Annotated in this window: 20 protein-coding genes and 1 tRNA gene; 5 read left to right on the top strand and 16 right to left on the bottom strand. The window is 69.6% G+C overall.

The annotated features are described in order from the left end of the window. On the bottom strand, positions 1–636 hold the full coding sequence (locus ACWIE7_RS08645) for a TetR/AcrR family transcriptional regulator (protein ID WP_230929640.1): 636 nt from the start codon (positions 634–636) through the stop codon (positions 1–3). 63 nt (positions 637–699) lie between these two features. Next, on the bottom strand, positions 700–2,304 hold the full coding sequence (locus ACWIE7_RS08640; protein WP_454069044.1) for a fatty acid desaturase: 1,605 nt from the start codon (positions 2,302–2,304) through the stop codon (positions 700–702). A 244-nt stretch (positions 2,305–2,548) separates the two neighbouring features. Here ACWIE7_RS08640 and ACWIE7_RS08635 point away from each other — a divergent pair, with 244 nt between their 5' ends. After that, entirely contained in the window at positions 2,549–4,414 is a 1,866-nt protein-coding gene (locus tag ACWIE7_RS08635; protein ID WP_454058849.1) for an ABC transporter ATP-binding protein, read from the top strand. Between the two features lie 192 nt (positions 4,415–4,606). Here ACWIE7_RS08635 and ACWIE7_RS08630 read toward each other — a convergent pair whose 3' ends face one another. From ACWIE7_RS08630 to ACWIE7_RS08615, 4 genes are all read right to left on the bottom strand, one after another. Then, positions 4,607–5,533, bottom strand: coding sequence for an SDR family oxidoreductase (locus tag ACWIE7_RS08630; protein WP_454069043.1), 927 nt, complete (start codon positions 5,531–5,533; stop codon positions 4,607–4,609). A gap of 81 nt (positions 5,534–5,614) precedes the next feature. Continuing rightward, entirely contained in the window at positions 5,615–6,937 is a 1,323-nt protein-coding gene (locus ACWIE7_RS08625; protein ID WP_454069042.1) for a TrpB-like pyridoxal phosphate-dependent enzyme, read from the bottom strand. Between the two features lie 39 nt (positions 6,938–6,976). After that, positions 6,977–7,459 (bottom strand): GNAT family N-acetyltransferase, encoded by a 483-nt coding sequence (locus ACWIE7_RS08620; protein WP_344995682.1) that lies wholly within the window; start codon positions 7,457–7,459, stop codon positions 6,977–6,979. After that, positions 7,456–8,142 carry a hypothetical protein gene (locus ACWIE7_RS08615; RefSeq protein WP_454069041.1) on the bottom strand — a complete coding sequence of 229 codons (687 nt, stop codon included), beginning with the start codon at positions 8,140–8,142 and terminating at the stop codon, positions 7,456–7,458. Before ACWIE7_RS08615 ends, ACWIE7_RS08620 begins: the two co-directional genes overlap by 4 nt. A gap of 122 nt (positions 8,143–8,264) precedes the next feature. Between ACWIE7_RS08615 and ACWIE7_RS08610 the strand changes: the two genes are divergently transcribed. Together ACWIE7_RS08610 and ACWIE7_RS08605 are read left to right on the top strand one after the other, a co-directional pair. Next, positions 8,265–8,795, top strand: a complete 531-nt coding sequence (locus tag ACWIE7_RS08610) for a peptidylprolyl isomerase (RefSeq protein ID WP_344995688.1) — start codon at positions 8,265–8,267, stop codon at positions 8,793–8,795. 100 nt (positions 8,796–8,895) lie between these two features. Then, positions 8,896–9,642: a rhomboid family intramembrane serine protease gene (locus tag ACWIE7_RS08605; protein WP_454069040.1), complete on the top strand. Its 747-nt coding sequence runs from the start codon at positions 8,896–8,898 to the stop codon at positions 9,640–9,642. A 33-nt stretch (positions 9,643–9,675) separates the two neighbouring features. Here the strand turns inward: ACWIE7_RS08605 and ACWIE7_RS08600 are convergent, their stop codons facing one another. Then, positions 9,676–10,143, bottom strand: coding sequence for a PH domain-containing protein (locus ACWIE7_RS08600; RefSeq protein WP_452098323.1), 468 nt, complete (start codon positions 10,141–10,143; stop codon positions 9,676–9,678). A gap of 317 nt (positions 10,144–10,460) precedes the next feature. Further along, positions 10,461–10,727, bottom strand: coding sequence for a cell division protein CrgA (crgA, locus tag ACWIE7_RS08595; RefSeq protein ID WP_344995699.1), 267 nt, complete (start codon positions 10,725–10,727; stop codon positions 10,461–10,463). Between the two features lie 92 nt (positions 10,728–10,819). On the opposite strand from crgA, the gene ACWIE7_RS08590 reads away from it, so the two are divergent. After that, complete coding sequence (locus ACWIE7_RS08590) at positions 10,820–11,500, top strand: aminodeoxychorismate/anthranilate synthase component II (protein WP_452098324.1); 681 nt, start codon at positions 10,820–10,822, stop codon at positions 11,498–11,500. A gap of 83 nt (positions 11,501–11,583) precedes the next feature. On the opposite strand, the gene pknB is transcribed toward ACWIE7_RS08590, so the two are convergent. The 7 genes from pknB to ACWIE7_RS08555 all read right to left on the bottom strand — a co-directional run bounded on the left by pknB (position 11,584) and on the right by ACWIE7_RS08555 (position 21,161). Beyond that, positions 11,584–13,632 (bottom strand): Stk1 family PASTA domain-containing Ser/Thr kinase, encoded by a 2,049-nt coding sequence (gene pknB / locus ACWIE7_RS08585; protein WP_454058846.1) that lies wholly within the window; start codon positions 13,630–13,632, stop codon positions 11,584–11,586. Continuing rightward, entirely contained in the window at positions 13,629–15,194 is a 1,566-nt protein-coding gene (locus ACWIE7_RS08580) for a protein kinase domain-containing protein (RefSeq protein ID WP_454069039.1), read from the bottom strand. The genes pknB and ACWIE7_RS08580 overlap by 4 nt, the downstream gene beginning before the upstream one ends. After that, positions 15,191–16,663: a penicillin-binding transpeptidase domain-containing protein gene (locus ACWIE7_RS08575; RefSeq protein WP_454069038.1), complete on the bottom strand. Its 1,473-nt coding sequence runs from the start codon at positions 16,661–16,663 to the stop codon at positions 15,191–15,193. The genes ACWIE7_RS08580 and ACWIE7_RS08575 overlap by 4 nt, the downstream gene beginning before the upstream one ends. Positions 16,664–16,670: 7 nt before the next feature. Beyond that, positions 16,671–18,131 carry an FtsW/RodA/SpoVE family cell cycle protein gene (locus ACWIE7_RS08570; protein WP_452098328.1) on the bottom strand — a complete coding sequence of 487 codons (1,461 nt, stop codon included), beginning with the start codon at positions 18,129–18,131 and terminating at the stop codon, positions 16,671–16,673. A 2-nt stretch (positions 18,132–18,133) separates the two neighbouring features. Further along, positions 18,134–19,744, bottom strand: a complete 1,611-nt coding sequence (locus ACWIE7_RS08565; RefSeq protein WP_454069037.1) for a PP2C family protein-serine/threonine phosphatase — start codon at positions 19,742–19,744, stop codon at positions 18,134–18,136. Beyond that, positions 19,741–20,199: an FHA domain-containing protein FhaB/FipA gene (locus ACWIE7_RS08560; protein ID WP_452098330.1), complete on the bottom strand. Its 459-nt coding sequence runs from the start codon at positions 20,197–20,199 to the stop codon at positions 19,741–19,743. The genes ACWIE7_RS08565 and ACWIE7_RS08560 overlap by 4 nt, the downstream gene beginning before the upstream one ends. An 89-nt stretch (positions 20,200–20,288) precedes the next feature. After that, complete coding sequence (locus ACWIE7_RS08555; protein WP_454058848.1) at positions 20,289–21,161, bottom strand: DUF3662 and FHA domain-containing protein; 873 nt, start codon at positions 21,159–21,161, stop codon at positions 20,289–20,291. Positions 21,162–21,382: 221 nt separating this feature from the next. On the opposite strand from ACWIE7_RS08555, the gene ACWIE7_RS08550 reads away from it, so the two are divergent. After that, a tRNA-Leu gene (locus tag ACWIE7_RS08550) sits at positions 21,383–21,465 on the top strand. Positions 21,466–21,561: 96 nt separating this feature from the next. Here ACWIE7_RS08550 and ACWIE7_RS08545 read toward each other — a convergent pair. After that, a partial coding sequence (locus ACWIE7_RS08545; RefSeq protein ID WP_454069036.1) for an alpha-hydroxy acid oxidase occupies positions 21,562–22,509 on the bottom strand: 948 nt, incomplete at its 5' end.

The raw sequence follows: 22,509 nt of genomic DNA, 5'->3' as shown, positions 1-22,509 counted from the left end.
TCAGGCCTGCAGGTCCAGGTGAACGACCTCCCGAAGGTAGGGCGCGATCACCTCGGTCAGGCCGCTGGCGAGCTGGTCGGGATCCTCGGGCGGCAGCGAGATGAAGCTGATGCCGATGCGCGCGATGATCGAGGCGGCGAGCCGCGCCTGCTCGGGCGCGATCTGCATCCAGCTCTGGGACAGGGCCGGGGTCAGGACCTCGGTGGCCCGCTCGATGAGCGGGCCCGCCTCGGTGGTGATGATCCGCAGCAACTCCGGCTTGATATCGCCGGTGAGCAGCGCGCGGATGAGGGGATCACGGCTGCTGGAGAGCAGGAAGCCGTTGATCCCCTCACTCAGCGCCGTCTCGATCTCACCCGGGTTGCGGTTGATCGAGTCGCGGATCTCCCCGGCGAACCGCTCCGACAGCTGGAGCGCGTAGGCCTGCGCCAGCCCCTGCCTGTTGCCGAACGTGCTGTAGAGGGTCTGGCGGCTCAGCCCGGCGGCCTTGGCCACGTCCGACATGGTCACGGCCGACCAGTCGCGGTTCTCCAGCAGGCCGTGCATCGCGTCGAACACCGTGGAACGTAACGACCGACGCTCCGGGCGGTCCCCGGCGGGGGAGCGGCTGGCGGTGGTCGAGCGGTGACGCGGCATGGTGACCATTGTTCCCGAAGCGCGCGCGTCGCGTGGGCGGGGACCGTGTGACGGGCCGAACAACTAGGCGACGGGCAGGAAGTCGATCTTGTCGCGGACTCCGCAGTCCGAGCAGCTCCACGAGTCGGGGATGGCGGACCAGGGGGTGCCGGGCGGGAATCCCTCGCGGGGCAGGCCGGCGGCCTCCGAGTAGTGGTTTCCGCAGTTGGGGCAGACGTACTCGCCGGTCGCGGAGTTCTGCTCCGCGACTGCGGTGTCGGCGTCCGCGATGACCTGCTCCGCGGCCGAGGTCTCGGCGCCGCCGGGATCTCCGGCTGGGGTGGCAGCCTCGACCGTCGGACCCTCGACGGGGGTGGTGGCGTAGCGCGCGAGGATTTTGTCCCGCTTGGACGGCTGGATGTTGGCGCGGGTGATGTCGCCGTCATAGTGCGCGAGGACGCGCTTGTCCATGACCCTGCGCCACAGCGGCGGGATGTACGCCACGACCATCATCGCCGCGTAGCCGGACGGCAGCTGCGGGGCCTCGTCGAAGCTGCGCAACACCTGGTAGCGACGCATCGGGTTGGCGTGATGATCGGAGTGACGCTGCAGGTGATAGAGGAAGATGTTCGTGACCAGGTGGTCGGAGTTCCACGAGTGCTCGGGACGGCAGCGCTGGTAGCGGCCGGCCGAGGTCTTCTGCCGCAGCAGCCCGTAGTGCTCGAGGTAGTTGACGACCTCCAGGAGGGAGAAGCCGAAGACCGCCTGGACGATCAGCCACGGGGCCACCTGCCAGCCGAACACCGCGATCAGCGCGCCGTACAGCACGACGGTCATGAGCCAGGCGTTGAGATTGTCATTACGGAGGGTCCAGGGGCCCTTGCCCATTCGGCCCAGCCGCTCCTTCTCCAGCGCCCACGCGGACCGCGCCGAACCCACGACGCTGCGCGGCAGGAAGACCCAGAACGACTCGCCGAACCGCGAGCTGGCGGGGTCCTCCGGGGTGGCGACGCGCGCGTGGTGTCCGCGGTTGTGCTCGATGAAGAAGTGACCGTAGCCGGTGGTGGCGAGCGCGATCTTGGACAGCCACTTCTCGCTGCCGGAGATCTTGTGGCCGAGTTCGTGCGCGGTGTTGATGCCGATGCCGCCGGTGATCGCGACCGTCCACGCAACGCCGATCGACGCGGCGATGCCGAGCCCGCCGTCGTACCCGAGCCATGACAGGTCGTCGGCGCTCCACAGGTAGCAGGCCAGGATCAGCGCGCCGTACTGGAAGGGGAGGTACAGGTAGGTGCACCAGCGGTAGTACGGATCGGCCTCGAGCCGGTCCATCACCTCGTCCGGCGGGTTCTCGCCGTCGACACCGACGCGATAGTCACCCCACGGCACGGCCACGTAGACGAGGAACGGCAGCAGGTACCACGCGATGGTGGCGGCCACGCCCCAGCCGAGCGCGTTGAAGCCGGCCACCAGCGGAAGCGAGAGGAACAGCCCGGCCGCGGGGATGAGGCCGAGCAGCCAGAGGTACCGCTTGGCATCGGTCCACGCGTAGGGCTCCACCGCGTCATCGTGATCGTGCGCGCGGCCGTGCGCGTCGTTGTGTGTGTGGCCGTGAGCACCGGCGCTCTCGTCGTCATGACGGTCGGCGCCGTCCCCTCCGGCGGGTCGGATGTACTCGGTGCTCGACATGGCTGACGACCTTCCCCAGACTCACGACGGTGTGGCATATGCCACTCTGTTGCCTCGACTTTAGACAAATTGCCGGGCGATGTCTAGACACGCGGGGGTTCTTTGTCCAAAGAGTTCGCGCGGTACGACGACGACGAGGACCTCGATCACCCGCGCGAGCCGGAATATCTGAACCGCTGACCTGGTTGTACGGGCAGGTCGTCGGATCAGTCATCCGACCCGGAAGGAGTGGTCCGACGTGACGATGCAACAAGCAGCGATGCGCACTCTGATGCGGGCGGAGAACAACAACATCACGCTCGACCGGAGCGTGTTCACGAGGGAGAACTTCCGCAGGATCGGTCAGTTCGCCCGGCCGCACACCAGGCTGATCGTCGTCTTCCTGGTGCTCTCGGTCTTCGGGGCCTCGCTCGCGGTCCTCACCCCGCTGCTCGCGGGACGTGTGGTGACCGCGATCGTGGACCACCAGTCGGTCCGGATCGTGATCGGCCTCGCGGTGGCGATCGCCGCGATCGGCGTGATCGAGGCCGTGACCTCGGTGTTCACGCGGCTGTGGTCGGCGCGGATCGGCGAGGGCTTGATCCTGGATCTGCGGCGCTCGGTCTTCGACCACGTGCAGACCATGCCGATCGCCTTCTTCATGCGGACCCGGACCGGTGCGCTGGTCAGCCGCCTGAACAACGACGTCATGGGCGCACAACGCGCGTTCTCCGACACGCTGTCCGGCGTCGTGTCCAACCTCGTCCAGCTGATACTGACGCTCATCGTGATGGCCGGCATCAACTGGCAGCTCACGGTCCTGTCCGTGCTGCTGCTGCCGATCTTCCTGTTCCCGGCCCGGTACGTCGGACGTCGCCTGGCGACACTGCGACGCGAGGCCGCGGATCTCAACGCGTCGATGAACGACCAGATGACCGAGCGTTTCAACGCCGGCGGCGCCACCCTGGTCAAGCTGTTCGGCCGGCCCCACGCCGAGTCGGCGGAGTTCGCCGCTCGCGCCGGTCGCGTCCGCGGTATCGGGGTGCGCACCGCGCTGCTCATGAGCGTGTTCATGAACTCGCTGACCCTTGTCTCCACACTCGCGCTGGCGCTGGTCTACGGCCTGGGCGGCTGGTTTGCTCTCAACGGCGGCCTGGACGCCGGCTCGGTCGTGGCACTGGCGCTGCTGCTCACCCGGCTCTACGGCCCGCTCACGGCACTGGCCAACGCGCCCATGGACGTCGTCACCGCGATCGTCAGCTTCGAGCGGGTCTTCGAGGTGTTGGACCTCAAGCCCATGCTTGCCGATGCCCCCGACGCCGTGGACCTCCCGGAGGGGCCCGCGACCATCGAGTTCGACGACGTCCGCTTCTCCTACCCCTCCGCGGACAAGGTGTCACTGGCCTCGCTCGAGGAGGTCGCCGTGCTGGACACCCGCGGCGGGCAAGAGGTGCTCCACGGGATCTCCTTCCGCGCCGAGCCCGGCCAGATGGTGGCCCTCGTCGGTTCCTCCGGGGCGGGCAAATCCACCATCGCCTCGCTGCTGCCGCGGCTCTACGACGTGGATTCCGGCGCGGTCCGGGTATCCGGTCTGGACGTGCGAGAGGTCTCGTCGTCGTCGTTGCGTCGAACGGTGGGCATGGTCACGCAGGACGGCCACCTCTTCCATGACACGATCCGCGCCAACCTGGCGTTCGCGCGGCCCGAGGTCGGCGACGACGAGGTGTGGGACGCGCTGCGGCGCGCGCGGCTCGAGGACCTCGTCCGCGAGCTCCCCGACGGCCTGGACACGGTGATCGGCGACCGCGGGTACCGGCTGTCCGGCGGCGAGCGGCAGCGCCTGACCATCGCGCGGCTACTGCTGGCCGCTCCGGCGGTGGTGGTGCTCGACGAGGCCACGAGCGCGCTCGACTCGACCAACGAGTCCGCGGTGCAGGAGGCGCTCGGCGAGGCCATGGCGCACCGCACCTCGCTGGTGATCGCGCACCGGCTGTCCACCGTGCGGGCCGCCGACCGGATCCTCGTGCTGGAGGCCGGGCGCGTGGTGGAGTCCGGCACGCACGCCGAACTGCTCGCCGCGGGCGGCCGCTACACCGAGCTCTACGAGACTCAGTTCGCCGACCAGGAATAGGTTGCCCGGCCGGCCGCGCAATCCGCCAGCCTGAGCCCGCCCTGCGGACCAACGAAAAGAGCGTTCCGCACACCCTTACTCGGGCGATGTGTGCGGAACCCTCTTCTCGATGCGCGGAGCCGGGCGCGGGTGTGCGGGGGCGTGGGGCGGCGCGGGTGGCGGGGGCGTGGGGCGGCGCGGGCTGCGGTGGCCTCAGCTCTCCAGGTGCAGGCCCAGTTCACGCGCGGCCAGCGCCGCGTACTTCGAGGTCTGCTCGAAGGCCGACTCGAGCGGGTTGACGTCGTTCATGTCGGCGATCTCGGCCCAACGCTCGGCCACGACCTCGGGGGTGCGGGCACCGTCGGGCAGGTAGACGCCGCGCGACTCGACCATCTGGGAGACGGCGAACACGCCGGCGCCGGCGCCGAGGATCGTCTTTGTGGGGGCGTCGTCGCTGACCATGAACAGGGCGCCGGGGGCGATGGTCTCCGGGCCCATGATGTCCAGCACCCGCTGCGGAAGCAGGTCCTCGGTCATCCGGGTCGCGGCGGTCGGGGCGATCGAGTTGACCTTGATGTTCTTCTTGGCGCCCTCGATGGCGAGCACGTTCATCAGACCGACCAGGCCGGACTTGGCGGCCGCGTAGTTGGACTGGCCGAAGTTGCCGTAGATGCCGGAGGTGGAGGTGGTCATGAGGATGCGGCCGTAGCCGGCTTCGGCCATGTGGGGCCACACGGCCCTGGTGCAGTTGACCGAACCCATGAGGTGGACCTCGACGACCTTGCGGAAGTCGGCGGACTCCATCTTGGCGAAGGACTTGTCGCGCAGGATGCCCGCGTTGTTGATGAGGATGTCGATGCGGCCCCAGGTGTCCATGACGGTGGCGACCATCTGCTGGACGGAGGCCTCGTCGGTGATGTCGCTGCCGTCGACGATCGCCTCGCCGCCCGCGGCGGTGATCTCGTTGACGACCAGCTGGGCGGGGGAGGAGTCGCCGGCACCGCCGTGCACGTCGCCCCCGAGATCATTGACGACGACCTTGGCACCACGTTCGGCCAGGGCGAGGGCGTAGGCGCGGCCGAGGCCGCCGCCGGCACCGGTGATGATCGCGACGCGGTCGGTGAAGTCGATCGATGTCATGGGAGTTCTCCTGTTCGGATGGGCCGTCTCTTTTGTGGGACGACGGTGACGAGGGGGCGATTCGCCGCGTCGGCGGAGGGGTCAGCCCAGTTCGCCGCGGACGTAGGACTGGTAGGCGGGTAGATCGAGGAAGCCGTGGCCGGACAGTCCGATCACGATGGACGGGCCGGTACCGGCCTCCCCGGTGTGCTCGCGGGCCTTGGCGAGCGCGCCGGCGATGGCGTGGGTCGACTCGGGCGCGGGCACGACGCCTTCCGCCTTGGCGAACTCGACGCCCGCCTCGAACGCGACGTTCTGCTCCACCGCCATCGAGTCGATCAGCCCCAGGTGCTTGACGTGGCTGACCAGCGGCGCCATGCCGTGGTAGCGCAGGCCACCGGAATGGATGGGGTCCGGCACGAAGTCCTGACCGAGGGTGTACATCTTCATCAGGGGCGTCAGCCCGGCCACATCGCCGTGGTCATAGCGGAATTCGCCCTCGGTGAGCGACGGGCAGGCGGAGGGCTCGACGGCGATGATCTCGGTCGTGGCCCCGGCCAGGTTCTCCCGGATGAAGGGGAACGCGAGGCCGGCCAGGTTGGAGCCGCCGCCGGCGCAACCGTAGATGTAGTCCGGCGCGCCCTCGCCGAACATCGCGAGCTGCTTGATGGCCTCCTCACCGATCACGGTCTGGTGCAGGCACACGTGATTGAGCACGGAGCCCAGCGAGTAGCGGGCCTCCGGGTCCCCGGCCGCGACCTCGACGGCCTCCGACACGGCCATACCGAGCGAACCCGGGGTCTCGGGGTCCTTGGCGAGCATGGCGCGCCCGGACTCGGTGAGATCTGACGGGCTCGGGTGCACCGAGGCGCCGAAGGTCTCCATGAGCATGCGGCGGTACGGCTTGGACTCGAACGAGGCCTTGACCTGCCACACCTCGACCTCGATCCCGAAGGCCTGGCCGGCGAACGCGAGCGAGGCGCCCCACTGGCCGGCCCCTGTCTCCGTGGTGAGCTTGGTGATGCCCTCGGCGGCGTTGTAGTAGGCCTGCGCGACAGCGGTGTTGGGCTTGTGAGAGCCGACCGGGCTCGTACCCTCGTACTTGTAGTAGATCTGGGCGGACGTGCCCAGCGCCTTCTCGAGGCGGCGGGCCCGGATCAGCGGCGCGGGGCGCCACAGCCGGTAGATCTCCTGGACGGCCTCGGGGATCTCGACGTACCGCTCGCCGGTGACCTCCTGCTCGATGAGCGCCATGGGGAACAGTGGCGCCAGATCCTCCGGCCCCAATGGCTCCTTGGTGCCGGGGTGCAGGTGGGGAGCCATCGGCTCCGGGAGATCCGCCTGGATGTTGTACCAGTGGGTCGGCATCTCGCTCTCGGGCAGAAGTGCCTTGACCAGCGAACCTGCGGAGGCGTCAGACGTCATGTGTGGTCCTCGGATGGAGTGGGAGGGGTGATCTACACCTCATCCTAAGAGGTCACGCCGCATCGGAACGTGGGGGATCCGCCCATCGAGGTATTCGGGACCGGATCGCACGAAGCCGAACTGCTCGTACCACGGCTGCAGGTGCGCCTGTGCGCCGATCTCGACGGGCTGGCCGCCGCACAGGTCGAGCCCCATCCGGATGAGCCGCGCGGCCACGCCCCGGCCGCGCCACTGTGGGGCCGTGCACACCCGGCCCAGATGCATGACCTCGCCGCTGCCGTAGATGCGCAGCGTGGCCGCGAGCTCCGACCGCTCCGGGCCGGGGACCCGCGCCAGCAGGTGAGTGGTCGCGGGGTCCGCGTCGACCTCGTCGATCTCGGCATAGGGGCAGTCCTGCTCGGCCACGAAGACGTCCACGCGAAGCTTGTACAACGCGTGGACGTCCAGCGGTCCCAGCCGGTCGAGCGCCGAGGCCGCTATCCGCAGCTCGGGAGTCTCGGTCGACGGTGGGGCCTCGTTCACTCGTCCTCAAACGGCTGGGGGGCCGATCCGGCGGCGGGTCCGGGTACCGGGCTTCCGGCAGCCGGTGAGGTGTCGGCCTGCTGATCGGCCGGGCCCTCCGGATCCGCCGCGTCGATCGACACGTCCTCCCCGGTCGCGGGCTCCGCGGGATCACCGGCGGCCTCGGCGGGCTGCGGTGCGGATCCGGCGGCGGGGCCGGGCGCGGCGCTGCCGGCCGCGGGGGACTGGGCGGGGGCCGGGGCGGGCGCGGGCGTGGGCGCAGCGGAGGGAGCACCCGGGTCGCGCAGGAAGTAGGCGGTCGCGCCCGCGATAGCGGCGCCGCCGGCGAGTCCGGCGATCCACAGCGGGGCGAATCGGCGCAGTGGGCTCCGCTTCTGCGGCGGTGCCGCCAGGACGGACGTCTTCTCGCGCAGCGTGTCGGCGTGCTGCTTGGCGTCCGCCGCCAGCTCACCCAGGAGTTCGGCCTGCTCGGCGCGACGGTCCCGCACCACCTGGAGGCCACGGCTGGCACCGAAGAGGGCGAGGCCGACGGGGCCCCGGGTGGCGGCCACCGCGGCCTCGCCGAGGAAACGGGGATCCTTCAGGTCGAATGCCTTACGTGCGGCGGTACCGGCCTGCTTCAGGTCCTTCTCGGCCTGCTTGACGGCCCGACGTTCGGCAGCGCGATCGCTTCGTTTGCTCATATGACGATGGTGGCACAGCAGTCCGACAGCGACCACCAGTATCAGGCGGGAGCGGCCCGCTCACCGCGAACGTGGGGCTCTGATCGCGTCTCCGGCGATGAGCGTCTGCGCTGCGTGGCAGGATGGGGAGCGTGAGCATCGCAACGCAGAAGGCAACCATCCGCACCAATCGTGGCGACATCGTCGTCGAGCTGTTCGGTAACCATGCCCCGGAGACCGTCGGCAACTTCGTCGGCCTGGCCGACGGGTCCAAGGAGTACGCGCAGGCCAACGCCAAGGGCGAGAAGACCGGTCCGTTCTACGACGGCTCGATCTTCCACCGCGTCATCTCCGGTTTCATGATCCAGGGCGGCGACCCGACCGGCACCGGCCGTGGCGGCCCGGGCTACCAGTTCAAGGACGAGTTCCATCCCGAGCTCCAGTTCAACGAGCCCTACCTGCTGGCCATGGCCAACGCCGGGCCGGGCACCAACGGTTCGCAGTTCTTCATCACCGTGGGCCAGACCCCGCACCTGAACAACCGCCACACCATCTTCGGCAAGGTCGCCGACGACGCCTCGCGGAAGGTCGTCGACGAGATCGCGGCCACCCGCACGGGCGCGATGGACCGCCCGACCGAGGACGTCGTGATCGAGTCGATCGAGATCTCCTGACCGACCACCGCGGTCAGTCGGCGGCGCGGGAACCGGTTCGACCGGGCCCGCGCCGCCGTCGTATCCGCAGGGCCCTGCAGCACCCGAGCGACCGGACATCATGAGCACCCAGACCCGCCGCGGCGGCGCCATCGCACGCTTCTTCCGTCTCCAGCCCGTCACCGCGTGGCTGATCACCGCGAACCTCGCCGTCTATCTCGCGACTGTGGCCCAGTCGCGCAGCTTCATGGACAACCACCATTCGGCGCTGTTCGATGCCACCGCGCTCTTCCCGCCCGTGGTGGTGGTCCGTGATGAGTGGTGGCGGCTGCTCACCTCCGCGTTCCAGCACTTCGGGCCCATGCACCTGCTGCTCAACATGTACATGCTGTGGATCCTGGGCTACGGCATCGAGCGCAGCATCGGGCATCTCCGGTTCCTGGCGCTCTACCTGATATCGGCGATCGGTGGCTCCGTCGCCGTCCTACACTTCAGCCCGATCGCCCTCACCGCGGGCGCGTCCGGCGCGATCTTCGGCCTCATGGGCGCCTACGCGATCGTCGCGATGTCCATGAAGCTGGACGTCAAGGGGGTCGCCGTCCTGCTGGCCCTCAACATCGGCATCAGCATCGTCGTCCCCGGGATCTCACTCGCCGCCCACCTCGGGGGTCTGGTCGTGGGCGCGATCGCCGCGCTGGCCCTGGTCGTTCTGCCCCGCCTGCTGCCCTCCCGCACCGGCCGTGCGGGGCGTGAGGCCGCCTCGTGGACCGGCTACCTCGTGGTGGCCGTGCTGCTGGGCGTCGTGGCGTGGTTCTCCGCGCAGGCGCTGCTCTCCGAACTCGCGGGGGCCGCCCTGTCGGGCCTCTGACCCCTGGCGTCGACGCCGCGGCGCCGGCTCACGTCACTCGTCGGTGGGCCGGCCGCGGAAACCGAGGCCGGTCAGGGTCTCCACCACATCCCGGGGATCCGTCCCCAGGTCCAGACGGGTGAACACGTCGAGCTGCTCGCGCCCACGGTCATCCACATATTCCAGGCGCATGAGGTGCTGCCGCGCACCCCACCGGGCTACTCCCAGCGATCTCACCTCCACGACCTCCTCCCTGGGAACGAAGATCGTGCCGCTCAGCTTCCTGACCGCGAGCGAGCCGTCCACGACCTCCAGACGGGGCCGACGCAGCAGCTGTGAGACCGCGGTGGGGATGAGAATCAGTGCGGCCAAGCCCGTGAGCAGGAGCGCAAGGGGATCCTGACGCAGGAGACCCACCAGCACCAGGCCGAAGCCGATAACGATCTGAACGCTCGGCCACAGCACGCTCGGGGACCACGATGCGACCTTCGGCCCGGCGTCTGACGCGTCTCCACCACTCATGCCGCCCATCCTCCCTTATCCACAGGCTCTATCCACACTGTGGATGAATAACACGGGTGGAGTTCGAGTGCTGTTCGACCAGACGAGCGTCCGACCTGCGGCGGGGTCGTCGTCGTCGTCCATTTCTTGTAATCCACAGTGTGGAGGGAGTTATCCACAGCGTGTGAGGGCTGGGAAATTCGCAGGTCAACAGGCGGAACATTCACGTGAAGGCCTGTTGACCTGCATAAATGGTGGTAAGAGGTGAAAATGCAGGTCACCCCCCGCGTGTCGCGGGGGGTGACCTGTGGATGAAGCTGTGGATAAAAAGCGGGGCGTCAGCGCCAGTTCATCGTCATGAGCAGGCCCACGACCGCCAGACCGAAGCCGATCGCGAAATTCTGCCACGTCTCCAGAGCCATCATGAACGGGATCTGCTCACCGGCGAGGTAGTAGACCACCAGCCACGCCAGGCCGATGATCATCAGCCCGAGCATCACGACGAGGTACCAGCGCGGCGTCGGCGAGCCCTTGACCTTGACGGGCGTGCGGCTGACGGCCGCGTCGGTGTACTCGGTCTTCGACCGTACCTTTGACTTGGGCATTTCAGTCCTCGAACTGCTGGGGGATGTCTGGCGATACCCTACCAAGCCGCGCCCGGGACGTTCACCTCATCCGGGCGCAGTACGCTGCATCTATGCGCATCCTCGTCGTCGACAACTACGACAGCTTCGTCTACAACCTCGTCCAGTACCTGGGGCAGTTGGGCGCGGTGTGTGAGGTGTGGAGGAACGACGACGAGAGATTCTGCGGCCCGGAGGGTGTCAACGATCCGTCGGTCCTCCGGGACGTCGTGGCGGGGTTCGACGGCGTTCTGCTCAGCCCCGGGCCCGGTACTCCTGACCGCGCGGGCGTCACGATTCCGCTCATCGAGGTCTGTGGGCGGGCCGGCGTTCCGGTGCTCGGCGTCTGCCTGGGCCATCAGGCGATCGGCGCGGCCTTCGGCGCGACCGTCGACCGGGCCGCCGAGCTGATGCACGGCAAGACCAGCCAGGTCACCCATGACGATTCAGCTGTGCTCGCGGGGCTCCCCAGCCCGTTCACCGCCACCCGCTACCACTCGCTGACCGTCCTGCCGGAGACGCTTCCGGACGAGCTCATCGCCACGGCCTGGACGGAGTCTGGACTGCTCATGGGGATGCGGCACCGGGATCTGCCGATCCACGGCGTGCAGTTCCATCCGGAGTCGGTGATGAGCGACGGCGGCCACAGGATGCTCGCCAACTGGCTGGGGATATGTGGGGAGCGGCCGTCGGAGACGCTCGTGACGCGCCTCGAGACCGAACTCGACCGCACCCGCGGCGCCGCCCTCGCCTGAGCAGTGCACCTCCCGGCTGGCCCGGGCCGGGGGTGAGCCCAGAGCGGCAGGCCGGCGCCCAAGCGCGAGGTGGGCGGGCCGGCTCAGCCGGGCCCGGGGACCAGGCCGAATCGGATGACGCGGACCACGACCTGGTCGTTCACGCCCGCCTCACCCACCGGTGGCTGCTGGGAGTAGATCTGGCCGACCCGCGCGAGATCGGGATCGTTCTGGGGGAGCTCCACCAGCTGTCCACGGCCGCCGCGCCATCCGGCCTGCTCGAGCTTGGCCAGCGCCTCGTCGACTCTGTCGCCGACGATGTTCGGCATCTCGAACCGGTTGCCTGCGGACACCTGCACGGTGATGGTCGCGCCCTTGAGCTGGGTCTGGCCGGCCGAGGTCGACTGCTCGACGACCTGGCCCTCGGGGGCGGTGCCGTCGACGCGTCGGGTGTCCACCCGGAAGCCGGCGGCCTCGAGAGTCGCCCTGGCGGTGTTGGCGTTCTGACCCACCACGTCGGGGACCTGCACCTCTTCCGGTCCCGACCCGACGGTCAGGCGGACGGGCCGGTCGGAGGGGACCTGCGAGCCCGGCGACGGGTCGGTGTCGACGACCTTGTCCTGGTCCTCGATCGTCGACGGTCGGGCCTCGTTGTCCGGAACCACCTGGAAGCCGGCCTCTTCGAGGGCGCGGCGGGCGTCGACCGGGGACATCCCCATGACGTTCGGCACGGACAGGATCGGCTTACCGGTGGAGACCACCAGCGTGATCTCCGAGCCGACCGCCAGCCGCTTGCCGGCGATGGGATCCGACGAGATCACATGACCCACGGGGATCTGCGGATCGGTCTGCGGGACCTGTACCGGCTCCAGTCCGAGAGCGGTGAGCTCCTCGACGACCTCCTCCACGGGCCGCTGCGCGACCTCGGGGATGGAGACCTCCTGTTGCGGACGCGAGAAACCGGTGCCTCCGTCTCCGGTCGCCCAGATCGACACCCCCGCGATCACACCCAGGACGAGCAAAGCGGACAGCGCGATGATGACGGCGCGCGGACGCTTACTCTCCCCGCGCCCGGAGCCCCGGTTACCGGAGGAGGGCGCTGCGGTCGACGCCGCCGCGACCCCGGCGCCGCCCGCCGCCGCGCCGTCACCGGGAGTCCCGCCGAGATCGTGCGCCTCGGTCAGGGTCTCGGACGGCGACGACCAGTCCGACCGCCCCGAACCGAAACCGGCGCCGGTGAAGCCGTGCGGGGCGTCGGGCCGCTGGTCGTCGTCGAGTTCGTCGTCGGACAGGACCAGCGGCGCGGACGGTCGACCGCCCGACAGCACGGCGAGCAGGTCCGAGCGCATCTCTCCGGCCGAGGCGTACCGGTTCTCCGGGTTCTTGGCCATCGCCTGCATGATCACCGCGTCGACGTACCGACTGACCTGCGGGTTCACCGAGGACGGCGGCTGGGGGGTCTCGCGCACGTGCTGGTACGCCACGGCGACCGGAGATTCACCCGTGAAGGGCGGCTCGCCGGTCACCATCTCGTAGAGCACACAGCCCGCCGAGTACAGATCCGAGCGGGCGTCGACGGTCTCCCCGCGGGCCTGCTCCGGGCTCAGGTACTGGGCGGTGCCCAGGACCGAGGACGTCTTGGTGAGTGTCGAGGTGGCGTCGCTGACCGCGCGCGCGATCCCGAAGTCCATGACCTTCACCGCGCCGTCGCGGGAGATCATGATGTTCGCGGGTTTGACGTCGCGGTGGATGATGCCCTTCTTGTGCGAGAAGTCCAGCGCCCCGCAGACATCGGCCATGACACCCAGGGAGCGGTCGATGTCCATCGCGCCGTCCATCTTGACGATGTCGCGCAGGGTGTCGCCCTCGACGATCTCCATCACGATGTACGGCAGGGCGCCGTCGGCCGTCGGCTCCTCGCCCTGGTCGTAGATCGCGACGATCGAGGGATGGTTGAGCGACGCCGAATTCTGGGCCTCGCGTCGGAACCGCTGATAGAAGCTCTCGTCGCGGGCGAGCTCGGGCCGCATGATCTTCACGGCGACGTCCCGGCCGAGGACGGTGTCGCGGCCGCGGCGGACCTCGGACATGCCGCCGAAGCCGAGGGCGTCACCGATCTCGTAGCGCCCGGCGAGGATCGAGGGAGTGGTCATCCGCGCTCTCCTCCGCCTTGTCCGCCCGCGCCCGGAACGCTCTGTCCCTGCTGGCCCTGTCCCTGCTGGTCCTGGCCCTGCCCGGGCTGCGGCACCAGCGAGTTGAACTCCGAGGTGATCGAATCGAGCATGTCGTTCAGGTCCGGTGGCGGTGGGACATCGGAGGTCGTCGGGCTCGGCTCGGGCGTCGGCGAGGGTGACGGCGTGGGAGTCGGCTGCTGGGTGGGTTCCTGCGTGGTGGTGACGGTGACCGGCGGGGACGTCGGCGTGGTGGGGGTGGTGGTGGAGCCACCGAACAGTCCGCCCGGGCCGAAGACGCCCGCGTTGGACAGGGCGACCACAGCGGCGACGGCGATAGCCGCCACCAGGAGGAACACGACGAGGAACCAGCCCACGCACCCGCTGTTCGACCGGCGCTTCGGCGCCCGGGTGGTGGCCGGCGGCGCGGCGACCCGCTGCGTGGACGTCTGTGCGGCCCCGGGGCGGACGCCCGCCTGCGGTGGGCGCTGCCCCCGGGCGGTGCCGGGATAACCGGCGGCCCCGGGCTGCATCTGCGTGAACTGCCGGGTGGGCGTGGGCCCCTGCTGCTGAGTCGGTGGTTGGCCGCCCGGGCCGTCGGATAGGACGGTGGTCGCCGCGGTGTCACCGGCCAAGTACCCGGCGGCCGCGCCCGCGGCCCCGGCAACACCTGCCGCGGTGATGAACGCACTCGCCGGCCTGGGGTCCCGGCCGGCCCGCACGTCGGAGATGGCGTCGGCGAAGGCACCGCCGTCGGGATAACGGCGGGCGGGGTCCTTGGCCATGGCCTCGGCGAGGACCCGGCGCACGGGTTCGGGCACGGAGTCCGGCAACGGCTCGGGGGTGTCGCGGACGTGCATCATCGCGATGGTCACAGGGGAATCGGCCACGAACGGCCGCCGCCCGGCCAGGCATTCGTAGCCCACCACCCCGAGTGAGTACACGTCGCCGGCCGGGGAGGTGTGGTGGCCCATTGCCTGCTCGGGTGAGATGTACTGGGCCGTGCCCACGACCATGCCGGTCTGGGTGACGGCCGAGGCGCCCATTGACTTGGCGATCCCGAAGTCGGTGAGTTTCACCTGCCCGGCCGGCGTGATGAGGATGTTGCCGGGTTTGACGTCGCGATGGACCAGGCCGATCGCGTGCGCGGCGTTGAGGGCCCGGCCGGTCTGCTCGAGCATGTCCAGGGTGTGTCGCAGCGGCAGCCTGCCCTCGCGGGCCAACACGTCCGACAATGGCTCGCCCACGACGAGCTCCATGACCAGGTAGGACAGCGGGCTGCCGGAGGCGGGGTCCTCCACTTGACCGTAGTCGTAGACCGTCGCGATCCCCGGATGCGAGATCCGCGCCGTGACCTTGGCCTCGGAGCGGAATCGTTCCACGAACTCGGGGTCGGAGGAGAACTCGGGCTTGAGGATCTTCACCGCGACCCGCCGGTCGAGTACGGCGTCGTCGGCTTCCCACACCTGGCCCATGCCGCCGGTGGCGATCAGCCGCAGCAGTCGATAGCGGCCGGACAGCACCGCGCCGGAGTTCAAGCTCACGGCGTACCCCCCATCAGCGCGCCCAGGACCTCGCGGCCGATGGGTGCGGCGTAGGTTGCGCCGACGGTGTCGCGCGTGATGCCGGGGCCCGACTCGAGCGCCACGGCCACGGCGATGTCCTGGCCGGGTACGAACGCGATGTACCAGGTGTAGGGGATCGACTCGGAGGAGTCGGCGCCGTGCTCGGCGGTGCCGGTCTTGGAGGCAATGGTGACCCCGGGCAGACCACCGCCGGCGTGAGCCTCGGCGCCCACCATCAGCTCGGTCATGGTGGCGGCCTGCTCGTCGGTGAGGGCGCGGCCGGCGTCGCGGGGGGTGAAGCCCTCGATCACCGAGAGGTCTGGCGCGGTGAGGGCCTTGATGAGCTGCGGCTGCATCCGCACGCCGCCGTTGGAGACGGTTGCGGCGACCATCGCGTTCTGCAGGGTCGTCATGCGGACGTCACTCTGCCCGATGGAGCTCATCGCCAACTGGGCGGCGTCGTCCATCTCGCCGAGGCCGGACGGCGCGACGGGGAGACCGAAGTTGTCCGGAGCGGTGCCGTCGACGCCGAATCGGGCGGACATGACGGTGAAGGCCTCGTCGCCGATGTCCTGGCTGAGTTCGACGAACGGCACATTGCAGGACAGCTCGAACGCGGTGCGCAGGGTGACGGTTCCGCCACCGCAGGTCTGGCCCGCGTAGTTCTGCAGGTAGGTGGAGGTGCCCGGCAGGAGGGTGCGGTCGGCGCCGGAGACCGGGGTCTCGGGGCCGATGCCCTGCTCGAGGGCGGCGGCGGTGGTGATGACCTTCATGGTCGAGCCGGGCGGCAGTGACTGCTGGGTGGCGTGGTTGAGCAGGGGACGATCGGGGCTCGCCTCGATACGTTGCATGGCGTCCGTGCGCACGGCTTGGTCCTGGCTGGACAGCTCGCCTGGATCGTAGGACGGGCTCGAGACCAGGGACAGAACCTCGCCGGTCGAGGGCCGCACGGCGGCGACCGAGCCGACGAAGGGGCCCTGCCCGGCGCCGCGCTGGAGGGCCTGGAAGGCGACCTCCTGGGCCGCCGGGTCGAGGGTCAGTTCGACGTTGCCGCCCTGCGGGGTGCGGCCGGAGATGAGCCCGGTGATGCGCTGGGACAGCAGCCGCGGGTCGGAGCCGTTGAGGAACGCGTCCTGGGAATGCTCGATGCCGGCGGTGGCGTACTGCAGCGAGTAGTAGCCGACCGTGGGCCCGAACGAGTACGGGGCGGTGGGGTAGGTGCGCTCGAACTCGAAGCGCCCGTCCGAGGGCAGCGACATGGCCAGCACGCGCCCGCCCGCGGTGATCTGCCCGCGCTGCCGCGAGTACTCGTCGAGGAGCATGCGCGTGTTGCGGGAGTCGGCGCGCAGTTCGTCGGCACGGAAGACCTGCACCCAGGTGAGCTGGAGGAGCAGCGCCACGACCATGACCATGGCGGCGACGGCGACTCTGCGGATAGCGGTGTTCATACGGCGCTCACCCGTTCCTGCGGTCGGACGCGCGGCCCGGTGACAGCCGCGGCGCGCGCATCATGCCGGTGGCGGCATCGGCCAGTGCCGGGGCCTGGCGCGGGGTGGGCAGGGGACGACGGGCGTCGTTGGACAGCCGCAGCAGGACCGCGAGCAGCGCATAGTTGGCGAGCAGACTCGACCCGCCGTACGCCATGAACGGCAGCGTCAGGCCGGTCAGTGGGATGAGGGTGGACACGCCGCCCACCACCACGAACACCTGGATCACGACGGTGAACGCCAGGCCCACGGCCACGAGCTTGCCGAAGCTGTCGCGGATGGTCAGCCCCACGCGGATCCCGCGCAGCACGAGGATCAGGTACACCATCAGGACGGCGGCCAGGCCGATCAGGCCCAGTTCCTCGCCGACGGTGGAGGTGATGAAGTCGGTGTTCGCGAACGGCACCTGGTCGGGCCGACCATTGCCGAGCCCGGTGCCACCCATCCCGCCGGACGCGAGCCCGAACAGCGCCTGCGAGCTCTGGTAGCCGCCCGTGTCGAAGTAGGCGAACGGGTCCTGCCAGATCTGGAACCGCACCCGCACGTGCCCGAACAGGGCGTACGCGAGCACACCGCCGATCGCCACCAGCACCACGCCGATGAGCAGCCAGCTCACGCGCTCGGTGGCCACGTACAGCATCGTCAGCACGGTGGCGAAGATCAGCAGCGCCATGCCGAGGTCGGTGTTGAACACCAGCACGCCCAGCGACAAGAACCAGGCCACGATGATCGGCCCGAGGTCACGCGCACGCGGCAGGTCCACGCCGAGCACGCGCTTACCGGCAGTGGTGAACAGCTCCCGCTTCTCCACGAGGATCGACGCGAAGAACACGATGAGCAGGATCTTGGCGAACTCGCCGGGCTGGATGGTGAAGCCGGGCAGGATGATCCAGTTCTTGGCGCCGTTGATCTCGGAGAACCGGGCGGGCAGCACCGCGGGGATCGCCAGCAGCAGCAGTCCCGCGAAGCCGGTGGTGTAGCCGTATCGGGCCAGCACGCGGTGGTCGCGCAGGAAGAAGAGCACGCCGGCCATCACGGCGAGACCGATGAACGTCCACAGCAGTTGGCGGGTGACGTCCATGCCGGGCGGGTCGTTGCCGTTCGCGACGGCGCGTGACGCGTAGGCGAGGTCGAGCCGGTAGATGAGGACCAGCCCCAGCCCGTTGAGCAGCGCGACCCCGGGCAGCAGGACGGGATCGGCGTAGGGGGCCAACCAGCGGATGAGCAGGTGCGCGCCGCCGGTCAGGCCGAAGAACGCGAGCGTGATCCACAGCAGCGCGAGCGAGAGCTCCTGCTCCTGGGCGAGCTGGACGATGAGCAGCGAGAAGCCGACGATCACCGTGGCGGCGATCAGGAGGACGAGCTCCTTGCCGCGGCGCGGTCGGTCGGGGATCGCCTGCCCGCGGGGGTTGGTTGCGGGACCGGTCATGGTCAGCTCACCGCCCGGCAGTTCTCCCCGGGGACCTGCGGTGGGGCGGGACGCGCCGTGGGAGACGGCTCGCCGCCGTCCCTGCCGGGTGCGGGGTCGGCCGGCTCGGCGGCGGGATCGTCGGTGCCGCGCGGAGGAGCGTCGGCACCCGGCTCGGGATCGGCGGGATCGGGGGTCGGAGCGGGCGACGACGACGGCGCGTCGCCGGCACCGCCCTCGCCCGCGCGGGCCTGCTCCTCCACGGGCTCGCAGGGGGGCAGGAGATTGTCCTGAGCGAGCCGGAGGACCTGGGAGTTGGCCTCGGACAGGCTGCCCGAGGGCATGCCGGCGCGGACGGTCTCCCTGGCGGGCTCACGGAGGTCACCGAGGGTGAACACGTCGCAGCCGGAGGGGATCGAATCCGGCTCGTGCATCGTCAGCATGCCCTCGGGGGTCAGGCATGCGACACGGCTGACGGAGGACAGGGCGATCCCGAACACGTCCCCGGAAATGCCCCGCTTGACCACGACCTGGCTCTCCTGATCGGTGACGAAATAGTTGCTGCGCACCAGCAGCGTCGAGACGCCCACGATCCCGGCGATCACGACGAGCACCCCGACCACGCTCAGGGCGAATCGCCAGCGGCTGCCGCGGGGCGGGTCGGCGTCGGCTTCGTCGTCGGACTCGGACCCGGCGCGCCCGGTGCTTCCGGCCTGCCCGCCCGAACGTCCGTCACCAGCGCCGTCGGCGCTGTCACCGTCGGCGCCCTCGCCGTTCCGGGAGGCGACCCGGGAGCGTGAGAACGCGGCGGCCTTGCCCGCCGCGGTGGCGGAGTAGGGATCGGCGGCGGGGTCCACGACGCCCGGCTCGTCCGAGGAGGCGGCACCCACGACCACCGGGATGACAGGGGTGTCGCGGGCGGACTCGACCACGTCGGCCACCACGACGGTGATGTTGTCCGGCCCGCCCGAGCGCAGCGCCAACTGCACCAAACGGTCGGCGGCCTCGTCGACGGAGCCGGCGGCGAGGGTCTCCGAGATCGTCGCGGTGCTCACCGGGTCGGAGAGGCCGTCCGAGCACAGCAGGTAGCGGTCGCCGATCCGCGCCTCGCGCGTGACCACGGTCGGCTCGACCGGTTCGCCGGTGAGCGCCTTGAGGATCAGTGAGCGGCGCGGATGCGAGTGGGCATCGTCCTCCGACAGTTCACCGCGGTCGACCAGCGACTGCACGAAGGTGTCGTCTTTGGTGATCTGCGACAGCTCGCCGTCGCGCAACAGGTAGGCACGCGAATCACCGACGTGGATCAGGCCCATGCGGCGGCCGTCGAACAGGAGCGCCGTAGCCGTGCAACCCATGCCGTCGGTCTCCGGGTGGGCGTTCACGTGCGCGGCGATCGCGCTGTTGCCGACGGTGAGGGCCCTGCTCAGGGTGCCGGTGAGGTCCTGCCCGGGCTCGTCCTCGTCCAACTTGGCCAGGGCCGCCACCACGAACTGGCTGGCTATCTCGCCGGCCGCGTGGCCACCCATCCCGTCGGCGAGCGCGAGAAGCCGGGGACCGGCGTAGGCCGAGTCCTCGTTGTTCTCCCGCACCATCCCCAGATGGGACCGCGCCGTGTAGACGAGTGCCGGCGTCACGCGCGTAGCTCGATCACGGTCTTGCCGATACGGATCGGCGTCCCGGCCTCCACCTTGACCGGGGTGGTGACCCTCGATCTGTCCAGATAGGTCCCGTTTGTCGACCCGAGGTCCTCGAGGAACCAGTCAGGGCCGTGTGGAGACAGTCTGGCGTGTTGGTTCGACGCGTAATCGTCGTCGATCACCAGCGTGCACGAGTCGGCCCGGCCCAACAGGACCGGTTGCTCGGACAGCGTGATGCGGGTGCCCGCCAGGGCGCCCTGCGTGACCACCAGGTGCCGGATCGTCTTGGAACCGCGGCTGAGGAAACCCCCCGTGCGGTCACCGCGACCGCCCGAGCGCATCCCCACATTTCCGAACACGTCGGTCCTGAGCGCGCGCAACGTCAGATAGATGAACAGCCACAGCAAGACCAGCAGAAGGCCACGCGAAAGCTGCAGAACGAGTCCCTGCATCGCTGTTGTCCTCCCCTCGCCGGTCTGTCACCTCTACCAACGTGTCATCGTCCCCCGGGGTTCCGGGGGACATTCCGCTGTAGTGGAGGCTAGTCGAACCGTACGACGATCTCCGAGTGCCCGACGCGGATCACATCCCCGTCGGCCAATTGCCAATCCTGCACCGGTCCACCGTTGACCGTGGTGCCGTTGGTCGAACCGAGGTCGGTCAGGAGTGCCTCGCGGCCGTCGAACCGGATGTCCGCGTGCTGCCGCGACACACCGGTGTCCGGCAGGCGGAACGCCGCATCCTGACCGCGGCCGAGCAGGTTGGAACCCCGCTGCAGGCGGAAGGTGCGGCCGGAGCCGTCCTCGAGGTGCAGCGTCACCGTCAGCGATGATCGGCCCTGGGTTATCCGGGTCGGGGCGTCGGACGGGCCACCCCAGCCGGCGCCCTGGTCGGGCTGCCGTGCCGAGACGGGATAGTTGGACGCGGGTGCCTGCATGTCGTTGCTCTCCTTGCTCGCCCACGACGAATCGGACGCGGGCGACGACGGCGCCGGATGATCCGGGGCCGGAGCCGGCGCGGCGGCCGAGATGTGGAACGGAACGGCATCGGGATCCACGACCCCGTCGATGCGCATCTGTCCGGTGTGGAGATCGTCACGCTCGACGAATGTCACGGCCACCGGACCGTATGTCTCCCAGCCCTGCTCGCCGATGTGGTCCGAGAGATGGCGGGAGAAGGTCTTGACGGCCAGCGCCTCGTCCTCGGTGAACGACGCGTAGTCGGACCGGGCCAGGGTGATGGTGTAGCTGTTCGACACCAACAGGTGGCCGTCGACCACCTTGAGGGAGGCCTCCGCCTGCTTGCGTAGCTGGGCCTCCACCTCGGCCGCGACCACCTTGCCGCCGAAGAGACGGGCGAACGCGTCGCCCACAGCGCCCTGCAGGGTCCGTTCGAACTTGCCGACTATGCCCACGTCGCGCCTCCTCTCTCTCCACATGTCGTGGCCTCTCGGGCACGACCGGTCGGGCCGCCCTCGGCGGCATCCGGTCGATCATAGAGGCGGAGGCCGCTCTAAGCACGCGCCAGAGCCGTGACCACTGATTCCGCGATCTTCGTCCTGGCGGCTCCCACCCGCTCCCACCTGCTGATTAGTGGGGATCGAACGGGCCGTGTTAACGTATTCGAGCGTTACTCGGGCGAGTGGCGGAATGGCAGACGCGCTGGCTTCAGGTGCCAGTGTCCTTCGGGACGTGGGGGTTCAAGTCCCCCTTCGCCCACAGACGAAATGTCCCGGCTCATCGTTCGTAGATGGCCCGGGACATTCCTCATTCGTGGGCTTCACGGCTCGTCAGGCCGGGTCGTGGGGTGCTGCGCTACACCGGCCTCCGCGCGCCGTGTTCGATCGGCACGAGTGAGCGCAGCTGGGTGACGTGCCGCGGCTCGAGCTCCTCCACGGACCCCACCTGCAGCAGCTTCATAGTGCGCCGGACCTCGGAAGACAGAATCTCGATCGCCCGGTCCACGCCCTCGCGGCCCCCGGCCATGAGGCCGTAGAGGTAGGCCCTGCCGACGAGGGTGAACGAAGCGCCCATCGCGATGGCGGCGACGATGTCGGCGCCGTGCATGATGCCGGTGTCGATGATGATGTCCACGTCGTCCCCGACCGCCTTCCTGACCTCCGGGAGCAGGTGGAACGGCACCGGCGCGGTGTCGAGCTGGCGGCCACCGTGGTTGGACAGGATGATGGCGTCCACACCCAGGTCCACGAGCTTTCGGGCGTCCTGGACGTTCTGGACCCCCTTGATGGCGAGCTTCCCGGGCCACATCCGGCGGATCTCTGCGAGGTCGTCGAAGTCGATCGACGGGTCCATCGCGCTGTCGAGCAACTGACCGACCGTGCCGCCGGTGGTCGTGAGCGAGGCGAACTCCAACTTCGGCGTGGTGAGGAAGTCCCACCACCACCAGGGCCGCGGGATGGCGTCGAGGATCGTCTTGGCGGTGAGCTGCGGCGGGATGGAGAACCCGTTGCGCGCGTCCCGCATGCGGTTGCCGGCGATCGGTGTGTCGACGGTGAAGAGCAGGGTGTCGAACCCGGCCGCGGCCGCGCGGTCGACCAGGCCGTAGGAGATGTCGCGGTCCTTCATCACGTAGAGCTGGTACCAGAGGCGACCGTCCGGCGCGGTGGCGCGGACGTCCTCGATCGACGTGGTTCCCAGGGTGGAGAGGGAGAACGGGATACCGGCAGCGGCCGCAGCCCCGGCTCCGGCGATCTCGCCCTCGGTCTGCATGAGCCGGGTGAACCCGATCGGCGCGATGCCGAA

The sequence above is a fragment of the Dietzia sp. NPDC055343 genome (assembly GCF_053645265.1).
This window is presented reverse-complemented; position numbering and strand designations above follow the sequence as displayed.